The following is a 25,781-nucleotide window of genomic DNA, read 5'->3' as shown; positions in this document are numbered from 1 at the left end:
GGCCGCCGGGTCGTTCGGGGCAACTGTCCTCCGGCTACGGCCGGCTGCGGCCGCGCGTCAGCGGGGCGGTTCGCCGCGCTTGACCTGGGCCCTGGGCAGCCGCATCCGCCGCATCTGGAGCGTGCGCATCAGGGCGTACGCCTTGGCGCCGCGCAGGCTCTCGTTCGGGAAGCGCTCCGTCAGCTGCTTCTTCAGCTTCCTGGTGAGCACGATCGAGTCGAAGACGATGCCCAGGATCACACCCATCCACAGCAGCAGCGCGATGTTCTTGGCCGCGATGGAGGGAACCATGCTCATCACCAGGATCAGCACGGCGATGGGCAGGAAGTACTCGGCGATGTGCCACTTGCCGTCCACATAGTCCCGCGCATAGCGCCGGACCGGGCCACGGTCGCGCACCGGCAGATGCCGCTCGTCGCCGGTCAGCAGCGCCTGGCGCTGCTTGTCCAGCGCCTCGCGACGCAGCTTCTTGGTGCGCTGGGCGGCCTCCTTGCGGCTGGTCGCCGGCTTGGCTACGGCCTTGCGCAGGGCCTCGGCCTCGCTGCGCTTGGGCGTGGGACGACCCTTGGGCGCCTGTGGGTCACGGGTCGGCTGAGCCTCCGGCTCGCTCTGCGACTCCGTCTTGGCGTCTTCTTTGGCACGACTTCGGAACACGTTCACCAGCCTACGGTCTACTCCGCGCATCGCGTCCCGGCTCCCGGGGAACGATCCTGCAACGTCCCCGGTGGGGCGCCGCACGGCGTCCCGCCTAGTCCCGTGGCGGGAGAGCGGCCGACGGTGATCGTCCTTGGGGAGGAGCCATTCCCGGCGGAGCGGTGCGCTAATGGATACGGGCCCCGTAGGGTAGTAGGGGATCAGCAGGAAATGGCCATTGGTTCGAGCCCGGCATGAAGGGGGCGCGCGAAGCCCATGAGCGGTGTCATGAAGCGGATGGGGATGATCTTCCGCGCGAAAGCTAACAAGGCCCTGGACCGGGCCGAGGACCCGCGCGAGACGCTCGACTACTCGTACCAGAAGCAGTTGGAGCTGTTGCAGAAAGTGCGCCGAGGGGTCGCTGACGTGGCCACCTCCCGCAAGCGGCTCGAACTTCAGCTCAACCAGCTGAACACCCAGTCCGGCCGGCTTGAGGAGCAGGGCAAGAAGGCGCTGGCGCTCGGCCGGGAGGATCTGGCCCGCGAGGCGCTCACCCGGCGGGCCGGGCTGTCGCAGCAGATCAGCGACCTCCAGCAGCAGCACGAGACGCTGCAGACGGAGGAGAACAAGCTCACCCTGGCCGCCCAGCGGCTCCAGGCCAAGGTGGACGCCTTCCGCACCCGCAAGGAGACCATCAAGGCCACCTACACGGCGGCCCAGGCGCAGACGCGGATCGGCGAGGCGTTCTCCGGCATCTCGGAGGAGATGGGCGACGTCGGGATGGCCATCCAGCGGGCCGAGGACAAGACGGCCCAGCTCCAGGCCCGCTCCGGCGCCATCGACGAGCTGCTGGCGTCCGGCGCGCTGGACGACCAGACGGGCACCACCAAGGACGATCTCTCCGCCGAGCTGGACCGCATCTCCGGCAACGCGGACGTCGAGTTCGAGCTGGAGCGGATGAAGGCCGAGCTGGCCGGCGGTTCCTCCTCGGACCGGCAGGCCATCGAGGGCGGGACGTCGGCACAGCAGCAGGAGCAGTCGGAGACCCCGAAGTTCGACAAGCAGTGATCTCGGGGGCCACCGCTGGCCACGGGGAGTGCGGGATGGTTGGAATCACCGAAAGAGCCGGGAGAACATCGTGATCGTGCGGATCATGGGGGAGGGGCAGGTGAAGCTGGACGACAGCCACTTCCCCACACTCAACGGACTGGACGACGAGCTGCTCGCCGAGGTGGAGTCGGGCGACGAGGCTGGCTTTCGTCGCACGTTGACCGCCCTGCTGGAGGCGGTCAGGACGTTGGGTGCGCCGCTGCCGGAGGACTCGTTGGAGCCCTCCGAGCTGATTCTGCCGGCGCCTGAGGCCACCATCGACGAGGTGCGGGCCATGCTGACCGAGGACGGGCTGATCCCGGACTGACTGATCAGAAAACGGCCGGCGCGCCTGGCGCGCCGGCCGTCTTCGTATGCCCGCGACTGGTGCGGTGCGGTGCGGCAGCTCAGGGCAGTGCCAGCATCCGCTCCAGCGCCAGCTTCGCGTAGTGCTCGGTCTCCCGGTCGACCTCGATGCGGTTGACCACCTTGCCGGCCACCAGGGACTCCAGGGACCAGACCAGATGCGGCAGGTCGATCCGGTTCATGGTGGAGCAGAAGCAGACGGTGCGGTCCAGGAAGACGATTTCCTTGCCCTGGTCCGCGTAGCGGTTGGCCAGCCGGCGCACCAGGTTGAGCTCGGTGCCGATCGCCCAGCGGCTGCCGGCCGGCGCCGCGTCCAGGGTGGCGATGATGTGCTCGGTCGAGCCCACCTGGTCGGCCGCGTCCACCACCTCGTACTGGCACTCCGGGTGCACCAGCACGTTGACGCCGGGGATCCGCTCGCGGACCTCGCGGACGGAGTCCAGCGTGAAACGGCCGTGCACCGAGCAGTGCCCCCGCCACAGGATGATCCGGGCCCGGCGCAGCTGGTCGGCGGTCAGCCCGCCGTTGGGGCGGTGCGGGTTGTAGACCACGCAGTCGTCCAGCGAGAACCCCAGCTCCCTGACCGCCGTGTTGCGGCCCAGATGCTGGTCGGGGAGGAAGAGCACCTTGCCGTCCTGGCCGGCCTGCTCGTAGGCCCAGTCCAGGGCGCGTTTGGCGTTGGACGAGGTGCAGATCACGCCACCGTTGCGGCCGGTGAAGGCCTTGATGTCGGCCGAGGAGTTCATATAGCTGACCGGCACCGTGACATCTGCCACGCCCGCCTCGGTCAGCACGTCCCAGGCCTCGGCGACCTGCTCGGCGCTGGCCATGTCCGCCATGGAGCAGCCGGCGGCCAGATCGGGGAGGATCACCCGCTGGGCGTCCGAGGTGAGGATGTCGGCGGACTCGGCCATGAAGTGCACGCCGCAGAAGACGATGAACTCCGCCTCGGGGCGGGCGGCGGCGTCCCTGGCCAGCTTGAACGAGTCGCCCGTGACGTCGGCGAACTGGATGACCTCGTCCCGCTGGTAGTGGTGTCCCAGCACGAACACCCGGTCGCCGAGGCTGGCCTTGGCGGCGTGGGCCCGTTCCACCAGGTCCGGGTCGGAGGGGGCGGGCAGGTCCCCGGGACAGTCCACGCCGCGCTCGCTCGCCGGATCGGACTCCCGTCCGAGGAGCAGCAGCGCCAACGGGGTCGGCTTGACGTCAAGGGGCTGGGCGCTGGTCACGACAGACACCCTTTCTGTTGCGGTTCCGGTCGTCATCGTCCGGTTTATCAGTGGGTCTTTTCGTCGTATTGACGTTATGGAGCATAACTCCTTCGCGTCAGTTTGACGATGCCGCTGGCCTGCCGATCGCGTCACTCCCCCGGGACGCGCCGTCCCTCCCGCGTGGGCCCGGAAGCCGGCAGCCATGTTCCGACGCCGCGGGGTGTGCGAGCATGAAGGGGACAGACAGACGGGGAAGAAAGAGCACGGCGAGCCGGGAATAAGCACGGTGGGCCGTCCGTTCCCGCACTCAGCAGAGCATTCCGTACTACCCGGGAGAGACGCAGATGTCCGTAACGGAAACGACCGCTGTGAACGACGGCATCATCCTTTCCGACACGGCCGTGGCCAAGGTCAGGGGCCTGCTGGAGCAGGAGGGGCGCGACGATCTGGCGCTGCGCGTGGCGGTTCAGCCGGGTGGTTGCTCCGGTCTGCGCTACCAGCTCTTCTTCGACGAGCGCTCGCTCGACGGCGATGTGGTGAAGGACTTCGACGGGGTCAAGGTCGTGACCGACCGGATGAGCGCCCCCTACCTGGGCGGTGCCTCCATCGACTTCGTGGACACCATCGAGAAGCAGGGCTTCACCATCGACAACCCCAACGCCACCGGCTCCTGCGCCTGTGGCGACTCGTTCAGCTGACGGATCCCGTCACCGCGCACGACGCGAGGGGCGGCGCCCGGGTCACCCCGGTCGCCGCCCCTCGCCCCGTTCGGCGTTCGTCGACCGCCCCCTCAGCGGACGGCGAGCGCCGCGCCCTGGCCGTCGACCAGCGCGCGCTCTCCCACCGGGGAGTCCAGCGTCACCTCGGCGCTGTGCTCCTCGGCCAGCATGATGCAGGCCCGCTCCGGATCCGGGTTGAACGCGGAGACGGTGAGCGTGACCTTTTCCTCCGTCTCCTCGGCGACGATCTCGTACTCGTCACAGACGCCGCCCCAGAAGTGCACCGTCAGGGTGCGGTCGTCGGGGGAGTGGTCCGCCACCCGCATGCCGGCGGTCGGCAGCTCCGTCGGCTCCTGGGGGGCGACCTCCTCGCCGTTGTCGCCGGGCGAGGCCGGCTCGGACTGGCCCTCGTCGCCCGGCTCGCCGTCGCCGACCGGCTCGTCGGCGTCGGCGCCCGGCCGGTCCGACGCCCCCGTGCTGGGCCGCACATCGTGCTCGACCGCCGGCTCGGCGACCGTGTAGCCGGTACCGGCCTCGGGGTCCTCGCCGGCGATCCGGAAGAGCCAGGACGGCACCAGCAGCGGCGCGCCCTCGGAGTGCTGCAGCGAGAGCCCGAACTCCACGGTGGCCACCGCGGGTTCGGCGGGGACGGGCTCCGACCCACAGGGCAGATCGGGCAGGGCCGGCTCGATCAGGTCGACCGCCGGCTCCTCCACCGGCTCGCTCGGCTCGGGCAGTGCGCCCGGCTCGGGCAGCTCTCCCGGCTCGGGGAGCAGGCACGGCTGCGCGATGTCCCGGGCCAGCGCCGCGTCACCGTCGGCGCGGTCGGCGTTCACCCGGTCGAGCGCCTGCTGGGCGTCCGTCACGGCGCGTTCCTCGCCGGCCGTCGGCAGACCGAGGGTGCCGGCGGCGGACTCCAGGGTGCCGTCGGGCCCGATGGCGAACTCGATGTCCATCCCGATCACCGGCAGCCCGTCCAGCAGTGGCTCGGCGCGCACCAGCCGCTGGGAGCCGGCCGTCGCGGTCGCGTCGAGCCTGCCCAGGTCGAGACCGAGCGCCGCCACCAGCGCTTCGGCCGCGCCGAGCGCGTCCTCGGCGGAGGGGGCCGGAGCGCCGTCGGCCGCCGGCATCTCGTCCGAGGAGACCGAGGCGTCCGGATCGCTCGGCTCCTGACTCGGCATGACGCTCGGATCGGCCAGCGGGTCCCCGCCGTTCGCGACGACCTCGCTGTCGTGCACGGTGTAGAACCAGTGGCCCGGCGCCTCCTCGGCGACCAGCAGCGCGCCGGGACGCTCGCCCTCGGGGCCGCCGACCACCGTCCAGCTGCCGCCGGTGATCTGCTCGGCCTCCCCGTCCAGGCCCAGCCGGGCGGCGAGTTCGGCGACGGCCTCCGCCGGGACGGACGGCTCGTCGAACCGGTACACCGACGCGTCCGGCGGCCCGTCCGGCAGCTCGCCCTCCACGACCAGGGGCGCGTGCGGCCACCGGGCGAGGCGGTGCGCCGCGCTGTCCTCGGCCACGGCGCGGTCCTCCACGGTGTCGAGCGACAACGGCGCACCGGCCTGGCCGGCGGCATCCGAGGAGTCGTCGTCGCGCAGGGCCCCCACGCCGTAGACGCCACCGGCGAGCAGGACGACCGCCGCGGCTATCGCGGTCACGGTCGGCCAGCGCCGACGCGTCCCCTCCTGGCTCTCCTCGTCCGTCAGGTCGTCGTCCGTCACGGTTCTCTCCCTGGCTCGATCACCCGCGTACAGCAGTTTGACGATGACTGATCACTGTCGGTTCCCCGCACGGTAGCCTGGGCCGGTCGTCCGCTGACCCTTTCTGGGAGTGACCTCGTCGTGCGTATTGCTGTCTCAGGCTCGATCGCCAATGACCATCTGATGACGTTCCCAGGTCGGTTCGCCGATCAGCTGATGGGGGACCAACTGCACACCGTCTCGCTCTCCTTCCTGGTCGACGGACTCGATGTGCGGCGTGGCGGGGTCGGCGCCAACATCGCTTTCGGCATGGGCCAGTTGGGCGCCAAGCCCATTCTGGTGGGCGCGGCGGGACAGGACTTCGAGGAGTACCGCGCCTGGCTGGACCGGCACGGCGTGGACACCGAGTCCGTGCGGATCTCCGAGATGCTGCATACCGCGCGCTTTGTCTGTACGACCGATGCTGATCACAACCAGATCGGCTCCTTCTATACGGGGGCGATGAGTGAAGCGCGCCTGATCGAGCTGAAGACGGTCGCCGACCGGGTCGGCGGGATCGACCTCGCCCATATCGGCGCCGACGACCCCGAGGCGATGCTCCGGCACACCGAGGAGTGCCGCACCCGTGGCATCCCCTTCGCCGCCGACTTCTCCCAGCAGCTGGCCCGGATGCCGGGCGAGGAGATCAGGCTGCTGACCGAGGGCGCCGCCTACCTCTTCAGCAACGAGTACGAGAAGGCGCTCATCGAGAGCAAGACCGGCTGGAGCGACGAGGAGGTCCTCGCCAAGGTCGGCACCCGGATCACCACCCTCGGCGCGCGCGGCGTGCGCGTGCAACGCGTCGGCGAGGAGCCGATCGAGGTCGGCTGCGCGGAGGAGGAGACCAAGGCCGACCCCACGGGCGTCGGCGACGCCTTCCGCGCCGGCTTCCTCTCCGGCCTCAGCTGGGGCGCCTCCCTGGAACGCTCCGCCCAACTCGGCTGCATGCTCGCCGCGTTGGTCATCGAGACGGTCGGCACCCAGGAGTACACCCTCAACCGGGGCGCCTTTATCGAGCGCTTCACCAAGGCCTACGGCCAGGACGCGGCCGATGAGGTCCGCCCCCACATCGTCCCCTAGCCGGGGTCGAGCCACCCGCCCCGCCCCCCGGCCGCAGCGCGGCCGGGGGGCGGCGGCGGTTTCCCCCTGGCGGGGGGCTTGGGACCATGGCAAAACGGCGGAGGGCTCGGCCGCCCGGCCCGAACGGCCGGCGGCGGTGCTGCTGCCGGGCGGCAGAACACCGGTCTCCACGGTGGGCGGCGCCTCGGGCCCGCTCCGTCGCCCGCGAGCCGGAACGCCATCTCGGCCACCTCGGCGCCGGCCCACAGAAACCGCGCGGCCCCACCGCCGCCGGGAGGCCAACCGACCGGCCCGGCCGGTGGTCCGGGGTCGGAAGTCCGTGATGAGGGGGCCGGGTTCTGCCGGTGGTTCGCGGTCGACTCGCCGGCGGTGGTTGTCGGATGGTTCGAAGACGGCGTCGACCGGCCATCGGCCGACATCCTCCGTGCCGTGCTCCGTGACAACGAGCGGCCTCTGGCCCTCTGAGGGCCCGGGCCCGGTGCCCCTCCCCGTACGGGAAGACGCCTGCCGCCCGCCTCCACCTCGCCGGCCTACGGCCGGTGGTCCGCCCAGTGGCCAGTGGCTCGCGGTCAGTGGAGGCGGCGGACGCGGTGGGCGAATTCGGTGGTCAGTTCGCCCAGGTACTCGTGGCCGCGCAGTTCGCACCAGGCCGGGATGTCCAGGCGGGCCGCCACATCGTCGGCGAGGACCGTGATGGTGGAGCCGACCGGGACCCGGTCGATCGCCCTGGCCAGCTCGATCACCGGGATCGGGCAGAGCCGCCCCATCGAGTCCAGCACCAGTTCCGCCGGCCCGTCGTCCGCCTCGGCGGGAGCCGTCACCGCGCCCCCGGTCGGCGGGGCCAGTCGGGCGCGGACCTCGGCGACCACCCCGGGCAGCACGTCGAGCAGGCGCTCGACCTCGTCCCGCCGGGTGCCCGGCGGCAGCGACACGCGGACGTTGCCCTCGGACAACACGCCCATCGCGCGCAGCACATGGCTGGGGGTCAGCGTGCTGGAGGTGCAGGAGGAGCCGGAGGAGACGGAGAACTCCGCCCGGTCCAGGGCGTGCAGCAGTGTCTCCCCGTCGACATAGAGACAGGAGAAGGTCACCAGGTGCGGCAGTCGGCGGGTCGGGTCGCCGACCACCTGCACGTCGGGGACCAGCTCGGGGACCCGATGCCTGATCAGCTCGACCAGCCCGGTCAGCCGGGCCGCCTCCGCCTCGGCCTCCTGGCGGAAGGCGCGCAGCGAGGCCGCCGCCGCGACGATGCCGGGGATGTTCTCGAAGCCCGGCACCCGCCCGGACTCCCGTTCGTCCACCGGCGCCGGCGGCGCGAACCTGGTGCCCTTGCGCACGGCCAACAGGCCGACGCCGCCGGGACCGCCCCATTTGTGCGCGCTGGCCGCCAGCAGCGACCAGTCGCCCGGCACCCGGCCCCAGCCGAGCGACTGCGCCGCGTCGACCAGCAGCGGCACCCCCGCGGCCCGGCAGCGTTCGGCGATCTCGGCCACCGGCTGGACCGTGCCCACCTCGTGGTTGGCGGACTGGACGCAGACCAGCGCGGTCGGCCCCGGCGCCGCGCCCAGCGCCGCGCCCACCGCGTCGGGCGCCACCCGCCCGAGGCGGTCCACCGGGATCTCCGCCACGGTGCCGCCCGCCGCGCCGTGCGCCTCGGCGGCGAGCAGCACCGCCGAGTGCTCCACCGCCGAGACCAGCAGATGTCGCCCGGCCCTGGCCCGGCCGGCCAGGGCACCGGCGACACCCCGGTGCAGGGCGTCCGTCCCCGAAGAGGTGAAGACCAACTCGTCCGGTCGGCAGCCGACCGCGTCCGCCGCGGTCTCCCTGGCCGCGTCCAACAGCAGGCGCGCGCGCCTGCCTTCCCGATGGGGGCGGGCGGGGTCGGCCCAGCCCTCCTCCACGGCGGCCACCAGGGCCTGTTGGGCGATCGGGTGAAGGGGCAGCGCCGACGCCGCGTCGAAATAAGCCACGTTCGACACGCTAACAACCCCTTAGAGGCCCGCCACGGCGCGTTGGGCACCCTCCCCGCGTGACGCCCATAGGCGTCCAGTAGGGTTTGGACCGCATAAACATCCAAACCCTGCCCGTGCCAGGGCCGGCCCCGCTCCGTGCGATGGCAGCCCGGACCATGGGCGAGACTCTCGGGAAGGCGCTACGTGAGTCCCAACGGCTCCGACCGCTCGTCGCGGCGCCCGATGCGGCGGATTCTGCCGCAGGCGCTGATCGCGGGCCTGGTCCTGGCAACCGCGACAGGTTGCACATCCGAGGACTTTCCCCGTCTCGGTATGCCCACCCCGGTCACGGAGGAGGCGCCCCGCATCCTGGCTCTGTGGCAGGGGTCCTGGGCCGCCGCACTGGCGACCGGGGTACTGGTCTGGGGCCTGATCCTGTGGAGTGTCTTCTTCCACCGGCGGTCCAGGACCAAGGTCGAGGTACCTCCGCAGAACCGGTACAACCTGCCCATCGAGGCCCTTTACACGCTGGTTCCGCTGATCATCGTCTCGGTGCTGTTCTACTTCACCGCGCGGGACCAGACGGAACTGCTCAAGACCTCCGACGAACCCGACCATGTGATCAACGTCGTGGGTTTCCAGTGGAGTTGGGCCTTCAACTATCTGGAGCCCGTGGGCGTCTCCAACGACTACGCCCATGACGCACCGGAGTTGGCGTCCATCCCCGACCGCATGATGGAGCGGGTGCCGGAGAACGCGGACGGCGTCTACGAGATCGGCACCCCCGCCGACCGTGACCCGGACACCGGCAACCCCGGCCCCACTCTCGTGCTGCCCGAGGGCGAGACCGTCCAGTTCATCATCACGTCCCGCGACGTGGTGCACTCCTTCTGGGTGGTTCCGTTCCTGATGAAGCAGGACGCGATCCCGGGGCACACCAACACCTTCGAGGTGACCCCGGACCGGCAGGGCACGTTCCTGGGCAAGTGTGCCGAGATGTGCGGCACCGACCATTCCCGCATGCTCTTCAACGTCAGGGTGGTGTCGCCCGATGAGTACGACGCCTACCTCCAGGACCTGGCGGACAGGGGCCAGACCGGCTTCGCCCCGGCGGGCATCGAGCAGACCGACGCCGCCGTGAACGCCGAGACGAACGAGGGGCGCTCGTGACTTCCGTCGAGGAATCCAACACTTCGGTGAGCGCGGAGGCGACCCCACCGCAGCGCCCGAAGAAGCCGCGCACAGCCGGCACCGTGGTCATCAAGTGGCTGACGACCACCGACCACAAGACGATCGGCACGATGTACCTGCTGACGTCGTTCCTGTTCTTCATCATCGGCGGCGCCATGGCGCTGATCATGCGCGCCGAGCTGGCCAGGCCCGGCACCCAGGTGGTGTCGAACGAGCAGTTCAACCAGCTGTTCACCATGCATGGCACGGTGATGCTGCTGCTCTTCGCGACCCCGCTGTTCGCCGGGTTCGCCAACTGGATCATGCCGCTCCAGATCGGCGCGCCCGATGTGGCGTTCCCACGGCTGAACATGCTGGCCTACTGGCTCTACCTGTTCGGCGGCCTGATCGCGGTGGGCGGCTTCCTCACCCCGCAGGGCGCGGCCAGCTTCGGCTGGTTCGCCTACTCGCCGCTCTCCGACGCGATCCGTTCGCCAGGAGTCGGCGCCGACCTGTGGGTGATGGGCCTCGCGCTCTCCGGCTTCGGCACCATCCTGGGCGCGGTCAACTTCATCACCACCATCATCTGCATGCGCGCTCCCGGCATGACGATGTTCCGGATGCCGATCTTCACCTGGAACGTGCTGCTCACCGGTGTGCTGGTGCTGCTGGCCTTCCCGGTCCTGGCCGCCGCGCTGTTCGGGCTGGCCGCCGACCGATTGTTCGACGCGCATATCTTCGACGCGGCCAACGGCGGAGCGATTCTCTGGCAACACCTCTTCTGGTTCTTCGGACATCCAGAGGTGTACATCATCGCGCTGCCCTTCTTCGGCATCGTTTCCGAGGTCATCCCGGTCTTCAGCCGAAAGCCGATCTTCGGCTATATCGGACTGGTGGCGGCGACCATCACCATCGCCGGTCTGTCGGTGACGGTCTGGGCGCACCATATGTATGTCACCGGAGCGGTGTTGCTGCCGTTCTTCTCCTTTATGACGTTCCTCATCGCGGTGCCGACCGGGGTGAAGTTCTTCAACTGGATCGGCACCATGTGGAAGGGATCGCTGAGTTTCGAGACGCCGATGCTCTGGTCGATCGGCTTCCTGATCACCTTCCTCTTCGGTGGTCTGACGGGCGTCATCCTGGCCTCGCCGCCGCTGGACTTCCATGTCTCCGACAGTTACTTCGTGGTGGCCCACTTCCACTACGTGGTCTTCGGCACCGTCGTGTTCGCGATGTTCGCCGGATTCCACTTCTGGTGGCCCAAGTGGACCGGCAAGATGCTGGACGAGCGGCTCGGCAAGATCACCTTCTGGACGCTCTTCATCGGCTTCCACGGCACCTTCCTGGTGCAGCACTGGCTCGGCGCCGAGGGCATGCCCAGGCGGTACGCCGACTATCTGGCGGCGGACGGGTTCACCACGTTGAACACCATCTCCACCGTCAGCTCGTTCCTGCTCGGCCTGTCGATGCTGCCGTTCTTCTACAACGTCTGGAAGACCTGGAAGTACGGCGAGTACGTCAACGCCGACGACCCGTGGGGCTACGGGCGGTCCCTGGAGTGGGCGACCTCCTCGCCCCCGCCACGGCACAACTTCACCACCCTGCCCAAGATTCGCTCCGAATCGCCGGCGTTCGACCTGCACCACCCCGAGGTCGCGGCGCTCGACCAGTTGGAGAACGAGGCCCGCCACGAGGCCGGGGCGCTCACCGGAAAGGAGGCCGGCGAGTGAGGATCCAGGGACATCTCTTCAGCTGGCTCGCGGTCTTTTTGCTGGCGGTCGCCATCGTCTACGGCGTCTGGTCGAAGGAGCCGGTGGGCACCACCGCGCTCTTCCTCTCCTTCTCGCTGGCCGCGATGGTCGGTTTCTACCTGCTGTTCACCGCCCGCAGGGTGGATGCGGGCGCGCAGGACAACAAGGAGGCGGACGTCGCCGACGACGCCGGCGAGCTGGGCTTCTTCAGCCCGCACAGCTGGGCGCCGCTGGTGCTGGCCGGCGGTGCCGCGCTGGCCTTCCTCGGCCCGGTGTTCGGCTGGTGGTTCCTCTTCTTCACCCTTCCGGTGCTGGCCGTCGGCCTCTGGCTGTGGGTCTTCGAGTACTACCGGGGCGAGAACCAGACGCAGTGACCCCGAACCGTCCGTAGCGGGAGGCCCCCGGAACGCCCGCGTTCCGGGGGCCCACCCGTTTGCAGGCAGCCGCCGGGCCCTTTCGGGGCAATCTTCGTATTTTGTGGCTATGAGCCTCTCGACGTGGAATGCGCGGACTGCGCGGACTGGACGGACTGCGGTCCGGTGCACACTGATACTCGCCCCGCTGCTGGCCGGCATCACCGCGTGCGGTGCCAGTGCCAAGTCGCTGAGCGACCAGCCCTATGACGCCCTCGAACATCTCTCCTTCGGCGGCGCGGGCGGCGCCGCCGAGGTCGACCCCGACGCCCCGCTGAAGATCAGCGCCAAGGCCGCCGGCGCCCGCATCACGGATGTGGAGGCCGTCGACGCGGCCGGCCGCCCGCTGGCCGGCGAACTCTCCGCCGACGGCCGCGCCTGGCGCAGCAGCGACCTGCTGACCGCCGGCGCCGAGTACACCGTCCGGGTGAGCACGGAGAACGGCGACGGCGAGCCCGGCCGGGGCGAGCACGCCTTCCGGACCGCCGGCTCCAAGGCGGAGCGCATCGATGTCACCTTCGGCCCGGACGAGGGCACCTACGGCGTCGGCCAGCCCATCACCGCCGAACTGAGCGGCGAGGTCCCCGGCCAGCGCGAACGGGCCCTGGTGGAGGCGGCGTTGCAGGTCACCACCGAACCCGAGGTGACCGGCTCCTGGCACTGGGTCGACGACAAGGAACTGCACTACCGGCCCAAGGACTACTGGCCGGCCGACACCCGGATCACCGTCAGCTCCCAGCTGGAGGGGATGGCCATAGCTGACGGCCTACGCGGCGGGAAGGCCGAGGCCGTCGAACTCCGCACCGGGGAACGGGTGGAGGCGGTGGCCGACATCAGCGGCCACACCATGACCGTCTACCAGGACGGCGAGGAGATCCGCACCCTGCCCATCACCACGGGCAAGGAGGGCTTCCGCACCCGCAACGGCAAGAAGGTGGTGCTGGGGCAGGAGCCCAATGTGCGGATGACCGGCACCAGCATCGGCATCCCGGCCGGCAGCGCCGAGTCCTACGACATGGACGTCCAGTGGGCCACCCGGCTGACCTGGAGCGGCGAGTACGTACACGGCGCGCCCTGGTCGGCGGCCTCGCACGGCTCGGCCAACGTCAGCCACGGCTGCACCGGGATGAGCACCGAGAACGCCCAGTGGCTCTTCGACCTGCTCAAGCCGGGCGACGTGGTGGAGCACATCAACGGCGAGGGCGAGGACATGGCGCCCTTCGGCAACGGCTTCGGGGACTGGAACCTCTCCTGGGAGGAGTGGCTGGCCGGCAGCGCGCTGGAGGGGGAGGGCGACGACCACGCCCAGCCCGCCTCGGGGCGGGCGCGTCCGAGCCTGTGACGCCCGGGCGCGCCGCCTCGGGGCGGTGGCCGCGTCCCTCAGGCCGCCGAGGGCAGCCGCTCGCGCAGCAGACCCGTCAGGGCGGCGGTCAGCTCCGCCGGGTCGAGCGGGTGCGCCACGGCCGCCTCGGCCCGGCTCCAGGAGGCCAGCCAGGCGTCCTGGGCCCGCCCGATCAGCAGGAGCACCGGGGGGCACTCGAAGATCTCGTCCTTGATCTGCCGGCAGGCCCCCATGCCGCCGGCCGGGGCCGCCTCCCCGTCCAGCACACAGACGTCGACGCCACCCTCCTCCAGGGTGGACAGCAGTGCCGGCAGGGTGGCGCACTCGATGTACTCGACGGCCGGCAGATCCGCCGCCGGGCGCCGTCCCGCGGCGAGCCGCACCTGCTCCCTGGTGTTGACGTCGTCGCTGTAGACCAGCACCGTGGCGCTGCGCTGCATCGTTCCTCCGCCCGCTGGGTGGTTGTTCGTTGCGCGGATGCTACTCCGTCCGGCGGGACTTAAGGCAGGGGCACGGGGCCTCAACACACCGAACCCCACCCCCGAGACAACCCCCGGAAAAGCGACCGACATAATGACGGGCGTGGCGACAGCAACAGCAGTAGACACCGGGCATGCGATCCCCTCGGTCAACCGGCCGAACGTCACCAGTGTGGGGACGGTCATCTGGCTGAGTTCCGAGCTGATGTTCTTCGCGGCCCTCTTCGCGATGTACTTCACCTTGCGGTCGGTGATGGGCAGCGATTACTGGCAGGAGAACGCGGACACGCTCAACCTGCCGTTCTCGTTGACCAACACCACGATCCTGGTGCTCTCCTCGGTGGCATGCCAACTCGGTGTGTTCGCCGCGGAGCGGGGCGATGTGAAGCGGCTCCGCCGCTGGTTCATCGTCACCTTCGTGATGGGCGCCATCTTTGTCGGCGGTCAGGTCACCGAGTACGTGGAGCTGGTGGCGCACGAGGGCGTGACGCTGGCCTCGGGCCCCTACGGCTCGGCCTTCTACCTGACGACGGGCTTCCACGGCCTCCATGTGCTGGGCGGGCTGTTCGCCTTCCTGTTCGTACTCGGCAGGACCTACGCCGCCCGGCGGTTCACGCACGAGCAGGCCACCACGGCCATCGTGGTGTCCTACTACTGGCACTTCGTGGACGTCGTGTGGATCGGCCTCTTCGCCACGATCTACCTGATCAAGTAGCCCATCGCCGCACCGGGCGTTTGTCCCAAGCACCGACGCAGAAGATCCTGACACCGGGGTAATCCGTGAAAAAGCTCTCCGCACGACGGCGCCATCCACTGGCGGTGCTCGTCGTCCTCGTCCTCGCGCTGGCGGCCACCGGGGGGCTGTATGCCGCGTTCGCGCCAGCGGACGAGGCACAGGCCGAGACCTCGGCCCAGTCCCTTGCCATCGAGGAAGGTGCGACGCTCTACCAGGTCGGCTGCTCCAGTTGCCACGGCCGGGGCGGTGAGGGCGGTAGTGACGGCCCCAGCCTGGTCGGTGTGGGTCCCGCGGCCGTCCACTTCCAGGTCGGTACCGGCCGGATGCCGATGGCACAGCCCTCGCAGCAGGCCGACGAGAAGCCGCGGGTCTACACCCAGGCCGAGATCGAGCAACTCGCGGCCTACATCGGTTCGTTGGGCCCCGGCCCCGCGATCCCCGAGGCGTCGGCCTACGACCCCGCGGAAGGCGACGCGGCCCGCGGCGGCGAGCTCTTCCGCACCAACTGCTCGCAGTGCCACAACTTCACCGGCCAGGGCGGCGCCCTGACCCACGGTAAGTTCGCGCCCGACCTCGGCGACGTGGATCCGATCTACATCTACGAGGCCATGCTGACCGGCCCGCAGAACATGCCCTCCTTCCCGGACACCGTGCTGCCCGAGCAGGCGAAGCGGGACATCATCGCTTGGCTGGACGCGGTCAACACCTCCGAGTCCCCCAACCCCGGTGGGCTCACGCTCGGTGGCTTCGGCCCGGTGAGCGAGGGGCTTTTCGCCTGGACCATCGGTATCGGCGTGCTGGTCTCGCTGACGGTCTGGATCGGGGCCAGGAGCGCTAAGGCCAGGAAGTCATGAGCGATCGCGACCAAGACACCTCCAGAGACCCCAAAGAACCCCACGACCGCAAAGAAACGGAAACGCGAAAAGACGTGTCCGACGATCACCTCCCGGGTGAGCGGCGGCCCGGCGAACTGGCCGTGCCGGACGATCCGTTCGCCGACCCGGGCCTGCCCCCGCACGAACCCCGGCGGCAGGACATCGACGAGCGAGCGGCCAAGCGCTCCGAGCGCACCGTGGCGCTGCTCTTCACGGTCTCCATCCTGGCGACGATCGGCTTCATCGTCTCCTATGTGACGATCCCGATCGACCGGATCGTCTACATCTGGCCGTTGGGGCACATCGGCGCGCTGAACCTCGCGCTGGGCATGACGCTGGGCCTCGCGCTCTTCGGTATCGGGGCCGGCGCCGTGCACTGGGCGCGGACCCTGATGTCAGACGAGGAGCTCTCGGAGGACCGGCACGACGTGGCCGCTTCCCCGGAGGTCAAGGAGCGGGTCCTCGCGGACTTCAAGAAGGGCGCCGAGGAGTCGCAGCTGGGCCGCCGCAAGCTGGTGCGGAACACGCTGTTCGGCGCGCTGGCGCTGGTGCCGCTCTCCGGCGTGGTGCTGCTGCGGGACCTGGGCCCGCTGCCCGGCGACAAGCTGCGGCACACCAAGTGGCGGGACGGCTCGCTGATCGTCAACGAGAGCACCGGCGAACCGCTGCGGCCCGAGGACATCACGGTGGGCTCGCTCACCCAGGCGATGCCGAGTGACCTCGACCGGCACGACCACGACTTCCACGCCCAGATCGCCAAGGCGTCGGTGATGCTGGTCCGGCTCGAACCCGAGGACATCAAGGACGAGCGGTCCGCGGAGTGGGGGCACGAGGGCATCCTCTGCTTCTCCAAGATCTGCACCCACATCGGCTGCCCCGCGACGCTCTACGAGCAGCAGACGCACCACGCGCTCTGCCCCTGTCACCAGTCCACCTTCGACCTCTCGGACGGTGCGCGGGTGCTCTTCGGCCCGGCGGGACACCCCCTGCCGCAGCTGCGGATCACGGTGAACGACGACGGCTTCCTCCAGGCGCTCGGCGACTTCGAGGAGCCCCCCGGCCCGAGCTTCTGGGAGCGCGGATGAGTACGGCAACGGAACCCCGGAAGAGCACCAGGGGGAAAGCCCCGGCGGGCGAGAAGCTCGCCGACTGGGCGGACGGCCGGCTGGGCCTCTACGGCCTGGCCAAGGCCAACATGCGCAAGGTCTTCCCCGACCACTGGTCGTTCCTGCTGGGTGAGATCGCGCTCTTCAGCTTTGTGATCGTCCTGCTGTCCGGCGTCTATCTGACGCTGTTCTTCGTGCCGAGCATGGGCGAGGTGGAGTACACCGGCTCGTTCGCGCCCATGCAGGGCGTGATGATGTCGGAGGCCTACGCGTCGACGCTGGACATCAGCTTCGACGTGCGTGGCGGCCTGCTGGTGCGTCAGATCCACCACTGGGGCGCGCTGCTCTTCGTGGTCGGCATCTTCACGCACATGCTGCGGGTGTTCTTCACCGGCGCCTTCCGCAAGCCGCGCGAGGTCAACTGGGTCTTCGGCTTCCTGCTGCTGGTCCTGGCGATCTTCACCGGACTCACCGGCTACTCGCTCCCCGACGACCTGCTCTCCGGCATCGGCATCAGGTTCATGGAGGGCGCGATCCTGGCGGTGCCGGTGGTCGGCACCTATATCCAGATGTTCCTGTTCGGCGGCGAGTTCCCCGGGCATGACATCATCCCGAGATTCTTTGTCGCGCATGTGCTGTTGCTACCGGGCCTGATGGTGGCGCTGGTGGTGGGACACCTGATCCTGATCGTGTACCACAAGCACACGCACTACGCCGGCCCCGGGCGGCACAACGACAACGTGGTGGGCATGCCGTTCCTGCCGGTCTACATGGCCAAGGCCGGCGGCTTCATGTTCATGATCTTCGGCGTGATCGCCATGATCGCGGCGACGGTCACCATCAACCCGGTGTGGGTGCTCGGCCCCTATCGGCCGGACCAGATCTCCACCAACGCGCAACCGGACTGGTATCTGGGCTTCTCCGAGGGCCTGGTCCGGATGATGCCGGGCTGGGAGTGGGTGATCCCCGGCGGATACACCCTGAACTTCGGCCTGTTGGTGCCGCTGATGGTGTTCCCCGGCATGCTGGCGGTGATCGGGCTCTACCCGTTCTTCGAGGCGTGGGTCACCAAGGACCAGCGCGAACACCACATCGCGCAGCGGCCCCGGAACAACCCGACCAGGACCGGGCTCGGCATGGCCTGGCTGACGGCCTTCTTCATCGCGATGGTGGCCGGCGGCAACGACCTGTGGGCGGTCAACTTCCACCTGTCGATCAACGCCATCACCTGGTTCTGCCGGATCGGCATCTTCGTCCTCCCGGTGCTGGTCTTCTTCGCCACCCGTCGCGTCTGCCTCGGACTGCAGCGCAGGGACCTGGAGAAGGTGCTGCACGGGCGGGAGTCCGGCATCATCAAGCGGCTGCCGCACGGCGAGTTCATCGAGGTGCACGAGCCGCTGCCGCAGGACCGGCTGTACACGTTGGTCGCGCACGAGCAGTACCAGCCGGCCGAGTTGGGCGCCGCGACCGACGAGAACGGGGTGCGTCGTCCGATCAACCCCGTGGAGCGGGTGCGGGTCAGGCTCAACAAGGCGTTCTACGGCGAGCAGGCGCAGATCTACAAGCCGAGCGCCGAGGAGTACAAGGCGCTCACCGAGGGACACGGCGACGACCACCACTGACCGTCGCCCGCGCACCCGGCCGTGGCCCCACCCGTTTCGCGGGTGGGGCCACGGCCGTTTGGGACGTCCGAGGACCGAACAGGTGGCCGCGTGATTGGGGCGCGCCGCTAGGCTTCGGTGCCAGGGCCGCCGCCCCCGCCGCCGGGCGGGCGCGGGCGCCTGTTTCCCCACCGTCTCGTTCAGCTATCTCGCCAGGAGTGATTCCCATGAGCGTTGTGACCCCCGCCGGAGGCGACACCGGGGCGGCGCGCACCTGGCCGGACGTGCTGAACACGCTGCTCGCCGGCCGGGACCTGTCCAGCGAGGACACCGCCTGGGCGATGGACCGGATCATGAGCGGTGACGCGGGCGAGGCCCAGATCGCCGGCTTCGCGGTGGCGTTGCGCGCCAAGGGCGAGACGGTCGCGGAGATGACCGGCCTGGTTGAGGCGATGTACGCGCACGCCAACCTGATCGAGGTGCCGGGCCCCTCCGTCGACATCGTGGGCACCGGCGGCGACCGGGCCCGCACGGTGAACGTCTCGACCATGTCGGCGATCGTGGTGGCCGGCACGGGCACCCGGGTGGTGAAGCACGGCAACCGGGCGGCGTCCAGCGCCAGCGGCTCGACCGATGTGCTGGAACGGCTCGGCGTCAATCTGGACCTGTCGCCCGAGCGGGTCGCCGAGGTGGCCGTCGAGGCGGGTATCACCTTCTGTCCCGCGGTGCGGTTCCACCCGGCGCTGCGGCACGCGGGCGCGGCGCGCAAGGCGCTGGGCGTGGCCACCGTCTTCAACTTCCTCGGCCCGCTGACCAATCCGGCCAGGGTCACCGCGCAGGCCACCGGCGTGGCGGACGCCAGGATGGCGCCGATCCTCGCCGGGGTGCTGGCCGAGCGGGGGAGTTCGGCGCTGGTCTTCCGGGGCGACGACGGCCTGGACGAGCTGACCGTCACCGCCACGTCCACGGTCTGGGTGGTGCGCGACGGGAAGATCACCGAGGAGTCCTTCGACCCGCGTTCGGTGGGCGTCGCGCTGGCGCCCGTCGAGGCGCTGCGCGGCGCGGACCCGGGCTACAACGCCGAGGTGGCGCGGAAGGTGCTGGCCGGTGAGCGCGGTCCGGTGCGGGACGCGGTGCTGCTCAACTCGGCCGCCGGGCTCGCGGCGTTGGAGGCGGCGGACGCGCCGCTGGAGCGGCGCATCGCCGAGGGAATGGCCCGCGCCGCCGAGTCGATCGACTCGGGCGCGGCCGCGGCGGCGCTGGAGCGCTGGGTCGCCACGACCCGGCACCACGGCGGCCCGACCGGCTGAGGACCGCGGCGGCCCGTTCGCCGTCCTGGTGTGACGGGCCTAGGAGTCCAGGCCGATGGAGAACGCGGCCTCCAGATCGTGCTGGGAGTAGGTGCGGAAGGCGATATGGGTCTCGGTGGACGTCACACCGGGGATCTTGCTGATCCGCGCGGGGATCACCTCGGCCAGCTCCTCGTGCTGCCGCACCCGCACCAGCGCGATCAGGTCGTGCGGGCCGGTCACCGAGTACACCTCGCTGACCCCTTCGAGCGCCGCGATCTGCTCCGCGACCTCAGGGACCCGGTCCACGGCGGTCTTGATGAGCACGATCGAAGTGATCACGGCTTGCCCCTTCTTGTTGCGCGGTCTCGTCAGGTGGTGTTGTCGGCCGGTCTCGTACCAGGGCACACCCTAGCCCGAGTGCGACATGGGGGCGCCGAGCGGCCGGGGCCCGCAGACGTGGGGCGTACCAAGCCGTAGGGTGAACCTGCGGGGCGATGGACATACGCAGTGACGGGGGGTGCCCGGCCGACAGGTCGGCGCTCGACTCGATGGATGGTGTGCAGCGGTGGTGGAACCCTCGGATGGTGAGGAGGCCAGGGAACAGGCCGAGCCCGAAGTGTCGGAGCCGGCCGAGACCCTGGACCGCCCGCTGCCCGAACGGGTCAGGGGCCGGGTCATCGCGCTCGCCGGCGAGGCGTTCGACGGCCTCACCCTGGCGGATCTCCCTCCGCCCCTGCGGCAGTACGCCCGTTTCACTCCCTCCCGTCGGGTGAAGTTCGGCGGCTCGGCGATGGCGGCCGCGCTGGAGAGCGACACCTTCTTCCGGCATCGGGTGGGCGCGGTGCAGCGGGCCGTCCAGCCGGAGTTGGCGGACGCCGTGGAACGGGGCGCCCCGCTGCCGGCGGCCGATCCGGTCGAGGTGGCCGCGGCGGCCTTCCTGCTGCGCCCGACGGGTTGGACCAAGCTGGTCGCCGCCGCGGGCGAGGAGGCGCAGCGCGCCCAGGAGGAGCGCGCGGGCCAGGAGCGCGAGCGTGAACTGAGCGAGCTGCGCGAGGAGTTGGCGCGGCTCCGGGAGAGCACCAAGGGCGAACAGGAGCGGTCGCGGCACGAGTTGGAGAGCGCCCGCAGGGAAACGGACGCGGTGCACCGGAAGTTGCGCAGCGCGCTGGCCGATGTGCGCCGGGGCGAGGCCGCGACCCGCAAGGCCCGCGCCGAGTTGGACGAGGTACGGGCCGCCGCCGCCTCCGCCAAGGCGGTGGCCGACGCCGAGGCGCGCCGGCTGCGCGCCAGGTTGGCGGAGGCCGAATCGGCCCTGGAGGCCAACCGGAAGTCGGTGCGCGAGGGCCGGGGCATCGAGGAGACCCGGCTGCGGCTGCTGTTGGACACGGTGTTGGACGCGGCCCAGGGGCTGCGCAGGGAGCTTGCCCTGCCGCCGGCCCGGCTGCGCCCGGCGCAGACGGTGGACGCGGTGCGCCCTGGCGAGCCGGGGCCGCAGGACATCGCGCGCCGCGCGCTGTCGGGGGACGATCCGGCGCTGCTGGACCAGCTGTTGGCGCTGCCCCAGGCCCATCTGGTGGTGGACGGCTATAACGTCACCAAAACCGGTTATCCGACGATGCCCCTGGAGAAGCAGCGGGTGCGACTGATGGGCGGGCTCGCCGTGTTGGCCGCCCAGACCGGGGCCGAGATGACCTGCGTCTTCGACGGCGCCGAACTCGCCGCGCCGGTGCTGCTGACGCCGCCGCGCGGGGTGCGGGTGCTCTTCAGCCGGCCGGGGGAGACGGCCGACGAGCTGATCCGTCAACTGGTGCGCGCCGAACCGCCCGGCCGTCCGGTCGTCGTGGTCTCGACGGATCGCGAGGTCGCCGACGGGGTGGCCAAGTCCGGTGCCTGGCCGGTCCGCTCCACCCTGCTCCTCAACCGGCTCTCCCGGACGTGACCGACGTCATCGGCCGGACGCCGTCGCCGGACACCGTTGGGCGATAGGGCCGAATAGCGGGTCAACTGCCCCCTTGCGCTGGTTCATCCGATTGGCGGGGTTTGCTGCCCGCTTGTCTTCTACGGACGGTGGGCGGCGGACAACGGGCAGTGTGAGGTAAGTAAAATATGGCCGACAGGATTTGAACCGGATAAAGGCATCTCGCTAGGGTCACCTCGAACCTTCGCGCGGTAGATCACCCAGCCCGGGTGGCCGTGAGGGTACCGCCTAGTCCGTGCAGTCTCGCGGAGCCGGAGTTCCACGCGTCCCCCGGCGGGCGGCTGAGGAAGAAGGAGATCGCCCCAGTGGCGTCCCACCGTCGTCCCAAGCAGCCAAGCCGCGCACGTCTGACGATTCTCGGCGCTGCTGCCTCCGCCGCCGCCACCGTCGGCGTCACCGCTACCTCCGCCTCTGCCGACCCCGGTCAGAGCATCGACGACGTCCGCGAGGAGGTCGACGAACTCCACCACGAGGCGGAGGAGATCACCGAGGAGTACAACGGGGCCAAGGAGCGCGAGACCGAGCTCCAGGCCGAGATCGAGGAGCTGCAGGACTCCGCCGCGCGGGGCCAGGAACGGCTCAACGAGCTGCGCAACGGCATGGGTTCGATGGCTGCGGCGCAGTACCGCAACGGCGGCCTCGACCCGTCCGTGCAGCTTTTCCTTTCTTCCGACCCCGATGCCTTCCTGGACCAGGCGTCCGCGCTCGACCAGCTCTCCGCCAAGCAGGCCGAGTCCCTGCGGCTGATCCAGGAGCAGCAGCGCACCCTCGACCAGCAGCGCGCGGAGGCCGGTGAGCGACTGGCCGAGCTGGAGGAGGTCCGCTCCACGCTCGGCGACCAGAAGGAGACCATCCAGGGCAAGTTGGGCGACGCCCAGGCCCTGCTCAACCAGCTCACCGAGGAGGAGCGGCAGCAGATCGCCGCCGCCGAGGCGGCCGAGGCCGAGGAGGCCGCGCGCGCCAGCCGCTCCGCCGAACGCGCCACGGACCCGTCCGCGGGATCGTCCGACGTCTCCGCGTCCTCGCGCGGCCAGGCCGCCCTCAACGCGGCCGCCACCAAGCTGGGCGCGCCCTACGTCTGGGCCGCCACCGGGCCCAACTCCTTCGACTGCTCGGGCCTGACCTCCTGGGCCTACGCGCAGGCCGGCGTCTCGCTGCCGCGCGTCTCGCAGGCCCAGGCGAACGCCGGCACCCGGGTGGGGATGAGCGAACTCGCCCCCGGCGACCTGGTGTTCTTCTACCCCGAGCTGACCCATGTGGGGATCTACGCCGGCAACGGCCAGATGCTGCACGCGCCGAGGCCGGGCGGCGTCGTCGAGTACGCCAGCATGAGCATCATGCCCTTCCAGTTCGGCACCAGGGTCGGCTGACCGCGCCGAACTCCACGCGGCCCGACGTCCACTGGGCGGGTACCGCGTCAACTCCACCAAGCAGGTGATTCTCCGGGGCGGGTCCACACCGGCCGCCCCGGTGTGACCTGCGATTGCGCACCGGCGGCTGGGCCGCGCGGTGTTGCCTTGCCATGACTTCGGTCGGGACGCGGCTACATTCTGCTGCGCTCGGGTCCCCATCGAAGGAGCGCGGCTCGCAGTGGTTTCTCATGGACATTTCCCGACCGGGCTCTTCCCCTCCGCCGGCGGCCGGTTGATGACACGGCTGACCGCCTTCTCGGCGGCGGCGACGGCGGCGGCCCTGCTCTCCACCGCCCCGGTGCTGGCCAGCCCGGGCCGGGAGGGCGAGAGCGCCGACGCGGCCCGGCAGGTCGACCGGCTCTTCGCCGAGGCCGACCGCGCCGTGGACGCCTACAACGGCGCGGCGGAACGCGTCGCCGCCCTGGAGGCCGAAGTGGCCCTCCGCCAGGAGCAGATGGAACGCAGACAGCAGCAGGTCAACGAGCTCCGCGGCGCGATCGGCTCGGCCGCAGCCGCGCACTACCGGGCCGGCGGCCTGGACGCCTCGCTGGCGCTGCTGCTCTCCGACAGCCCCGACGACTATCTCGCCCGATCCGCTTCATATGAGCGGATGAGCGCACGACGAGGCGGCGAGCTGGCGGAACTCCTCGCCGCCCAACGCGGACTGGCCCAACGCCAGGACGAGGCCGACCAACGCCTCGAACTCCTCGCCGAGGAACGGGCGGAGCTGGAACGCCACAAGGAAGCCGCCCAGAACCGGCTGGCCGAGGCGAGGGAACTCCTCCGGGAACTCACCGAACGCGAGGAGCGCGAGGAACGGGAACGCCGGGCGGCCGACGAGAAACGCGAACAGGACGAGGAGAAACGTGCCGCCCGCGCCGCCGAACGCGACGGCACGACGGACGCGCCCTCCCCCGAACCCCCGTCCCCGCTCGGCGCCGACGCCGTAGCCCCTTCGGGCCGTGGCGGAACCGCCCTGGCCGCCGCCCAGACGGTGCTGGGCCGCCCCTACGGCTGGGGACAGGCGGGCCCCGACGCCTTCGACTGCTCGGGACTCGTCCAGTGGGCCTACGCCCGCGCCGGCGTCTCGCTGCCCAGGACCTCCCAGGCCCAGGCCGGCGCCGGCCGCCGCGTCCCGCTCGACCAGGCGCAGCCGGGCGACATCGTGGTCTACCGCGCCGACGCCAGCCATGTCGGCCTCTACGCCGGCGGCGGCCAGGTCCTGCACGCCCCGTCGACCGGCTCCACCATCCGCTACGACCCGGTCGGCATGATGCCCGTCTCCTCGGTGGTACGGCCCTGATCGGGGATCGGTAGTCTTCGGGTGATGCGAAAGACCCTGATCGTGACCAACGACTTCCCGCCCCGGCCGGGAGGCATCCAGGCGTTCCTGCACAGCATGGCGCTGCGGATGGATCCGGGTCGGGTGGTGGTGTACGCCTCCAGCTGGCGGCGGGACGCCGAAGCCGTGGCGGCCACCGGCGAGTTCGACGCGGAGCAGCCCTACCCGGTCTACCGGGACCGCTCATCAACGCTGCTGCCCACCAGGGCCACCACCCGCAGAGCGGTCGCGCTGCTCCGCGAACACGACTGCACCGCCGTCTGGTTCGGCGCCTCGGCGCCGCTGGGCCTGATGGCCCCCGCGCTGCGCGCCGCTGGCGCGCGGCGGCTGGTCGCCACCAGCCACGGCCACGAGGCGGGTTGGGCCGGCATCCCCGTGATGCGGGGGATCGTGCGCCGCGTCGGCGAGCGCAACGATGTCCTCACCTACCTCGGCGAGTACACCAGAAAGCGGATCGCCGGCGTCCTCTCCCCGTCGGCCGCCGCCCGGATGTCCCAGCTCACCCCGGGCGTCGACGAGAAGCTGTTCCACCCCGGCTCGGGCGGCGCGGCGCTCCGCGCCGACCTCGGCCTCGCCGACCGCCCCGTCGTCGTCTGCGTCTCCCGGCTGGTCCCGCGCAAGGGGCAGGACACCCTGATCCGCGCCATGCCCCGGGTGTTGGCCGCCCAGCCGGACGCCGTGCTGGCCATCGTCGGCGGCGGACCCTACCGCGCCGACCTCGAACGGCTCGCCGCACGCCAGGGCGTCGCGGGCGCGGTGCGTTTCCTCGGCGAGGTCTCCTGGTCCGAACTGCCCGCCCACTTCGGCATCGGCGACGTGTTCGCGATGCCCTGCCGCACCCGCAACCGGGGGCTGGACGTCGAGGGCCTCGGCATGGTCTACCTGGAGGCGTCCGCCACCGGGCTCCCCGTCATCGCCGGCGACTCCGGCGGCGCGCCGGACGCCGTCCTCGACGGCGAGACGGGCTGGGTCGTCCGCGGCGGCGGCCCCCACGCCCCCCGCGAGACGGCCGACCGCATCGTCACCCTCCTCCAGGACCCCGAACTCCGCACCCGCATGGGCACCCGCGGCCGCGCCTGGGTGGAAGAACGCTGGCGCTGGGACCTCCTGGCCGACCACCTCAAGCACCTGCTGCGGTGACGCCATGACGCTGACCGCTGTGGCTCGGCCGGGCGACGCCGGCCGCGGTGACGCTGGCCGCTGCGGTTCGGCCGCCGGCCGTTGACTCCCCGTGGTTCGGCCGCCGCGACGCTGGCGGCTGTGGGTTGGCTGCCTGGTTGGGGGGTTCGGTCGGGTTGTGGCTGGCGGTCGTTGTCTGATGTGTGCGTGGGCGCGGTGACGCTGGCCGCTGTGGCTTGGCCACCGGCCGGCAGTCGTTCGACCGCGTGACGCTGGCCGCTGTGGCTCGGCCACCGGACGGCAGTCGTTCGACCGCCCGTGGTTCGACCGCCCGTGGTTCGGCCGCCGTGGGTTGGCCGTCGGACGGCAGTCGTTT

At 70.7% G+C, this 25,781-nt stretch carries 23 protein-coding genes; 17 read left to right on the top strand and 6 right to left on the bottom strand.

The features are described 5' to 3' along the window. Positions 1-57: 57 nt before the first annotated feature. A complete protein-coding gene (locus tag AOM46_RS15860; RefSeq protein WP_062212681.1) occupies positions 58-654 on the bottom strand; it encodes a DUF3043 domain-containing protein in 597 nt (198 codons plus the stop codon). A gap of 255 nt (positions 655-909) precedes the next feature. Between AOM46_RS15860 and AOM46_RS15855 the strand changes: the two genes are divergently transcribed. Both AOM46_RS15855 and AOM46_RS15850 read left to right on the top strand, forming a co-directional pair. Continuing rightward, complete coding sequence (locus tag AOM46_RS15855) at positions 910-1,701, top strand: PspA/IM30 family protein (RefSeq protein WP_078856861.1); 792 nt, start codon at positions 910-912, stop codon at positions 1,699-1,701. A 70-nt stretch (positions 1,702-1,771) separates the two neighbouring features. Then, positions 1,772-2,050, top strand: coding sequence for a hypothetical protein (locus AOM46_RS15850; protein WP_062211718.1), 279 nt, complete (start codon positions 1,772-1,774; stop codon positions 2,048-2,050). Positions 2,051-2,129: 79 nt separating this feature from the next. On the opposite strand, the gene nadA is transcribed toward AOM46_RS15850, so the two are convergent. Beyond that, complete coding sequence (gene nadA / locus AOM46_RS15845; RefSeq protein ID WP_062211715.1) at positions 2,130-3,317, bottom strand: quinolinate synthase NadA; 1,188 nt, start codon at positions 3,315-3,317, stop codon at positions 2,130-2,132. 326 nt (positions 3,318-3,643) lie between these two features. Between nadA and AOM46_RS15840 the strand changes: the two genes are divergently transcribed. After that, entirely contained in the window at positions 3,644-3,997 is a 354-nt protein-coding gene (locus tag AOM46_RS15840; RefSeq protein ID WP_062211712.1) for an iron-sulfur cluster assembly accessory protein, read from the top strand. Positions 3,998-4,089: 92 nt separating this feature from the next. On the opposite strand, the gene AOM46_RS15835 is transcribed toward AOM46_RS15840, so the two are convergent. Further along, the gene (locus tag AOM46_RS15835) at positions 4,090-5,739 is read right to left on the bottom strand and encodes a hypothetical protein (RefSeq protein ID WP_062211708.1); all 1,650 of its coding nucleotides are present in this window, start codon (positions 5,737-5,739) and stop codon (positions 4,090-4,092) included. A 120-nt stretch (positions 5,740-5,859) separates the two neighbouring features. Here AOM46_RS15835 and AOM46_RS15830 point away from each other — a divergent pair, with 120 nt between their 5' ends. Then, entirely contained in the window at positions 5,860-6,837 is a 978-nt protein-coding gene (locus AOM46_RS15830) for a carbohydrate kinase family protein (protein WP_062211705.1), read from the top strand. 569 nt (positions 6,838-7,406) lie between these two features. Here AOM46_RS15830 and AOM46_RS15825 read toward each other — a convergent pair. Continuing rightward, positions 7,407-8,807: a cysteine desulfurase/sulfurtransferase TusA family protein gene (locus AOM46_RS15825; protein WP_062212678.1), complete on the bottom strand. Its 1,401-nt coding sequence runs from the start codon at positions 8,805-8,807 to the stop codon at positions 7,407-7,409. A gap of 186 nt (positions 8,808-8,993) precedes the next feature. Between AOM46_RS15825 and coxB the strand changes: the two genes are divergently transcribed. From coxB to AOM46_RS15805, 4 genes are all read left to right on the top strand, one after another. After that, positions 8,994-9,959 carry a cytochrome c oxidase subunit II gene (gene coxB, locus AOM46_RS15820; RefSeq protein ID WP_062211702.1) on the top strand — a complete coding sequence of 322 codons (966 nt, stop codon included), beginning with the start codon at positions 8,994-8,996 and terminating at the stop codon, positions 9,957-9,959. 26 nt (positions 9,960-9,985) lie between these two features. Next, a complete protein-coding gene (gene ctaD / locus AOM46_RS15815) occupies positions 9,986-11,689 on the top strand; it encodes a cytochrome c oxidase subunit I (RefSeq protein ID WP_107080094.1) in 1,704 nt (567 codons plus the stop codon). After that, positions 11,686-12,084: a cytochrome c oxidase subunit 4 gene (locus tag AOM46_RS15810; protein ID WP_062211696.1), complete on the top strand. Its 399-nt coding sequence runs from the start codon at positions 11,686-11,688 to the stop codon at positions 12,082-12,084. The genes ctaD and AOM46_RS15810 overlap by 4 nt, the downstream gene beginning before the upstream one ends. Before the next feature lie 109 nt (positions 12,085-12,193). Then, complete coding sequence (locus AOM46_RS15805; RefSeq protein WP_062211692.1) at positions 12,194-13,465, top strand: Ig-like domain-containing protein; 1,272 nt, start codon at positions 12,194-12,196, stop codon at positions 13,463-13,465. Between the two features lie 38 nt (positions 13,466-13,503). Here the strand turns inward: AOM46_RS15805 and AOM46_RS15800 are convergent, their stop codons facing one another. After that, positions 13,504-13,905: a response regulator transcription factor gene (locus AOM46_RS15800; protein WP_062211689.1), complete on the bottom strand. Its 402-nt coding sequence runs from the start codon at positions 13,903-13,905 to the stop codon at positions 13,504-13,506. 133 nt (positions 13,906-14,038) lie between these two features. Here AOM46_RS15800 and AOM46_RS15795 point away from each other — a divergent pair, with 133 nt between their 5' ends. The 5 genes from AOM46_RS15795 (at position 14,039) to trpD (ending at position 19,572) form a co-directional block, all read left to right on the top strand. Further along, positions 14,039-14,659, top strand: a complete 621-nt coding sequence (locus tag AOM46_RS15795) for a heme-copper oxidase subunit III (RefSeq protein ID WP_062211686.1) — start codon at positions 14,039-14,041, stop codon at positions 14,657-14,659. A gap of 65 nt (positions 14,660-14,724) precedes the next feature. Beyond that, a complete protein-coding gene (locus AOM46_RS15790) occupies positions 14,725-15,534 on the top strand; it encodes a c-type cytochrome (RefSeq protein ID WP_062211683.1) in 810 nt (269 codons plus the stop codon). A gap of 74 nt (positions 15,535-15,608) precedes the next feature. Next, positions 15,609-16,640 (top strand): ubiquinol-cytochrome c reductase iron-sulfur subunit, encoded by a 1,032-nt coding sequence (locus AOM46_RS15785; protein ID WP_062211680.1) that lies wholly within the window; start codon positions 15,609-15,611, stop codon positions 16,638-16,640. Further along, positions 16,637-18,283, top strand: coding sequence for a cytochrome bc complex cytochrome b subunit (locus tag AOM46_RS15780; protein WP_062211677.1), 1,647 nt, complete (start codon positions 16,637-16,639; stop codon positions 18,281-18,283). The genes AOM46_RS15785 and AOM46_RS15780 overlap by 4 nt, the downstream gene beginning before the upstream one ends. A gap of 206 nt (positions 18,284-18,489) precedes the next feature. After that, positions 18,490-19,572: an anthranilate phosphoribosyltransferase gene (gene trpD / locus AOM46_RS15775; RefSeq protein ID WP_062211674.1), complete on the top strand. Its 1,083-nt coding sequence runs from the start codon at positions 18,490-18,492 to the stop codon at positions 19,570-19,572. Between the two features lie 39 nt (positions 19,573-19,611). On the opposite strand, the gene AOM46_RS15770 is transcribed toward trpD, so the two are convergent. Further along, positions 19,612-19,893: an Lrp/AsnC family transcriptional regulator gene (locus AOM46_RS15770; RefSeq protein WP_062211671.1), complete on the bottom strand. Its 282-nt coding sequence runs from the start codon at positions 19,891-19,893 to the stop codon at positions 19,612-19,614. 277 nt (positions 19,894-20,170) lie between these two features. Between AOM46_RS15770 and AOM46_RS15765 the strand changes: the two genes are divergently transcribed. The 4 genes from AOM46_RS15765 (at position 20,171) to AOM46_RS15750 (ending at position 25,426) form a co-directional block, all read left to right on the top strand. Then, complete coding sequence (locus AOM46_RS15765) at positions 20,171-21,493, top strand: NYN domain-containing protein (protein ID WP_062212676.1); 1,323 nt, start codon at positions 20,171-20,173, stop codon at positions 21,491-21,493. A 344-nt stretch (positions 21,494-21,837) separates the two neighbouring features. Beyond that, positions 21,838-22,902, top strand: coding sequence for a C40 family peptidase (locus AOM46_RS15760; protein ID WP_062211668.1), 1,065 nt, complete (start codon positions 21,838-21,840; stop codon positions 22,900-22,902). Between the two features lie 277 nt (positions 22,903-23,179). Continuing rightward, positions 23,180-24,247, top strand: a complete 1,068-nt coding sequence (locus tag AOM46_RS15755; protein WP_062212671.1) for a C40 family peptidase — start codon at positions 23,180-23,182, stop codon at positions 24,245-24,247. A 24-nt stretch (positions 24,248-24,271) separates the two neighbouring features. Next, positions 24,272-25,426: a glycosyltransferase family 4 protein gene (locus AOM46_RS15750; protein ID WP_062211665.1), complete on the top strand. Its 1,155-nt coding sequence runs from the start codon at positions 24,272-24,274 to the stop codon at positions 25,424-25,426. The last annotated feature ends 355 nt before the right edge of the window (positions 25,427-25,781 follow it).

This window comes from Streptomyces sp. NBRC 109706 (genome assembly GCF_000974485.1).
GTDB lineage: Bacteria > Actinomycetota > Actinomycetes > Streptomycetales > Streptomycetaceae > Streptomyces.
Note: the sequence above shows the minus strand (reverse complement) of the source record. Positions and strands in the feature narration are given on the sequence as shown.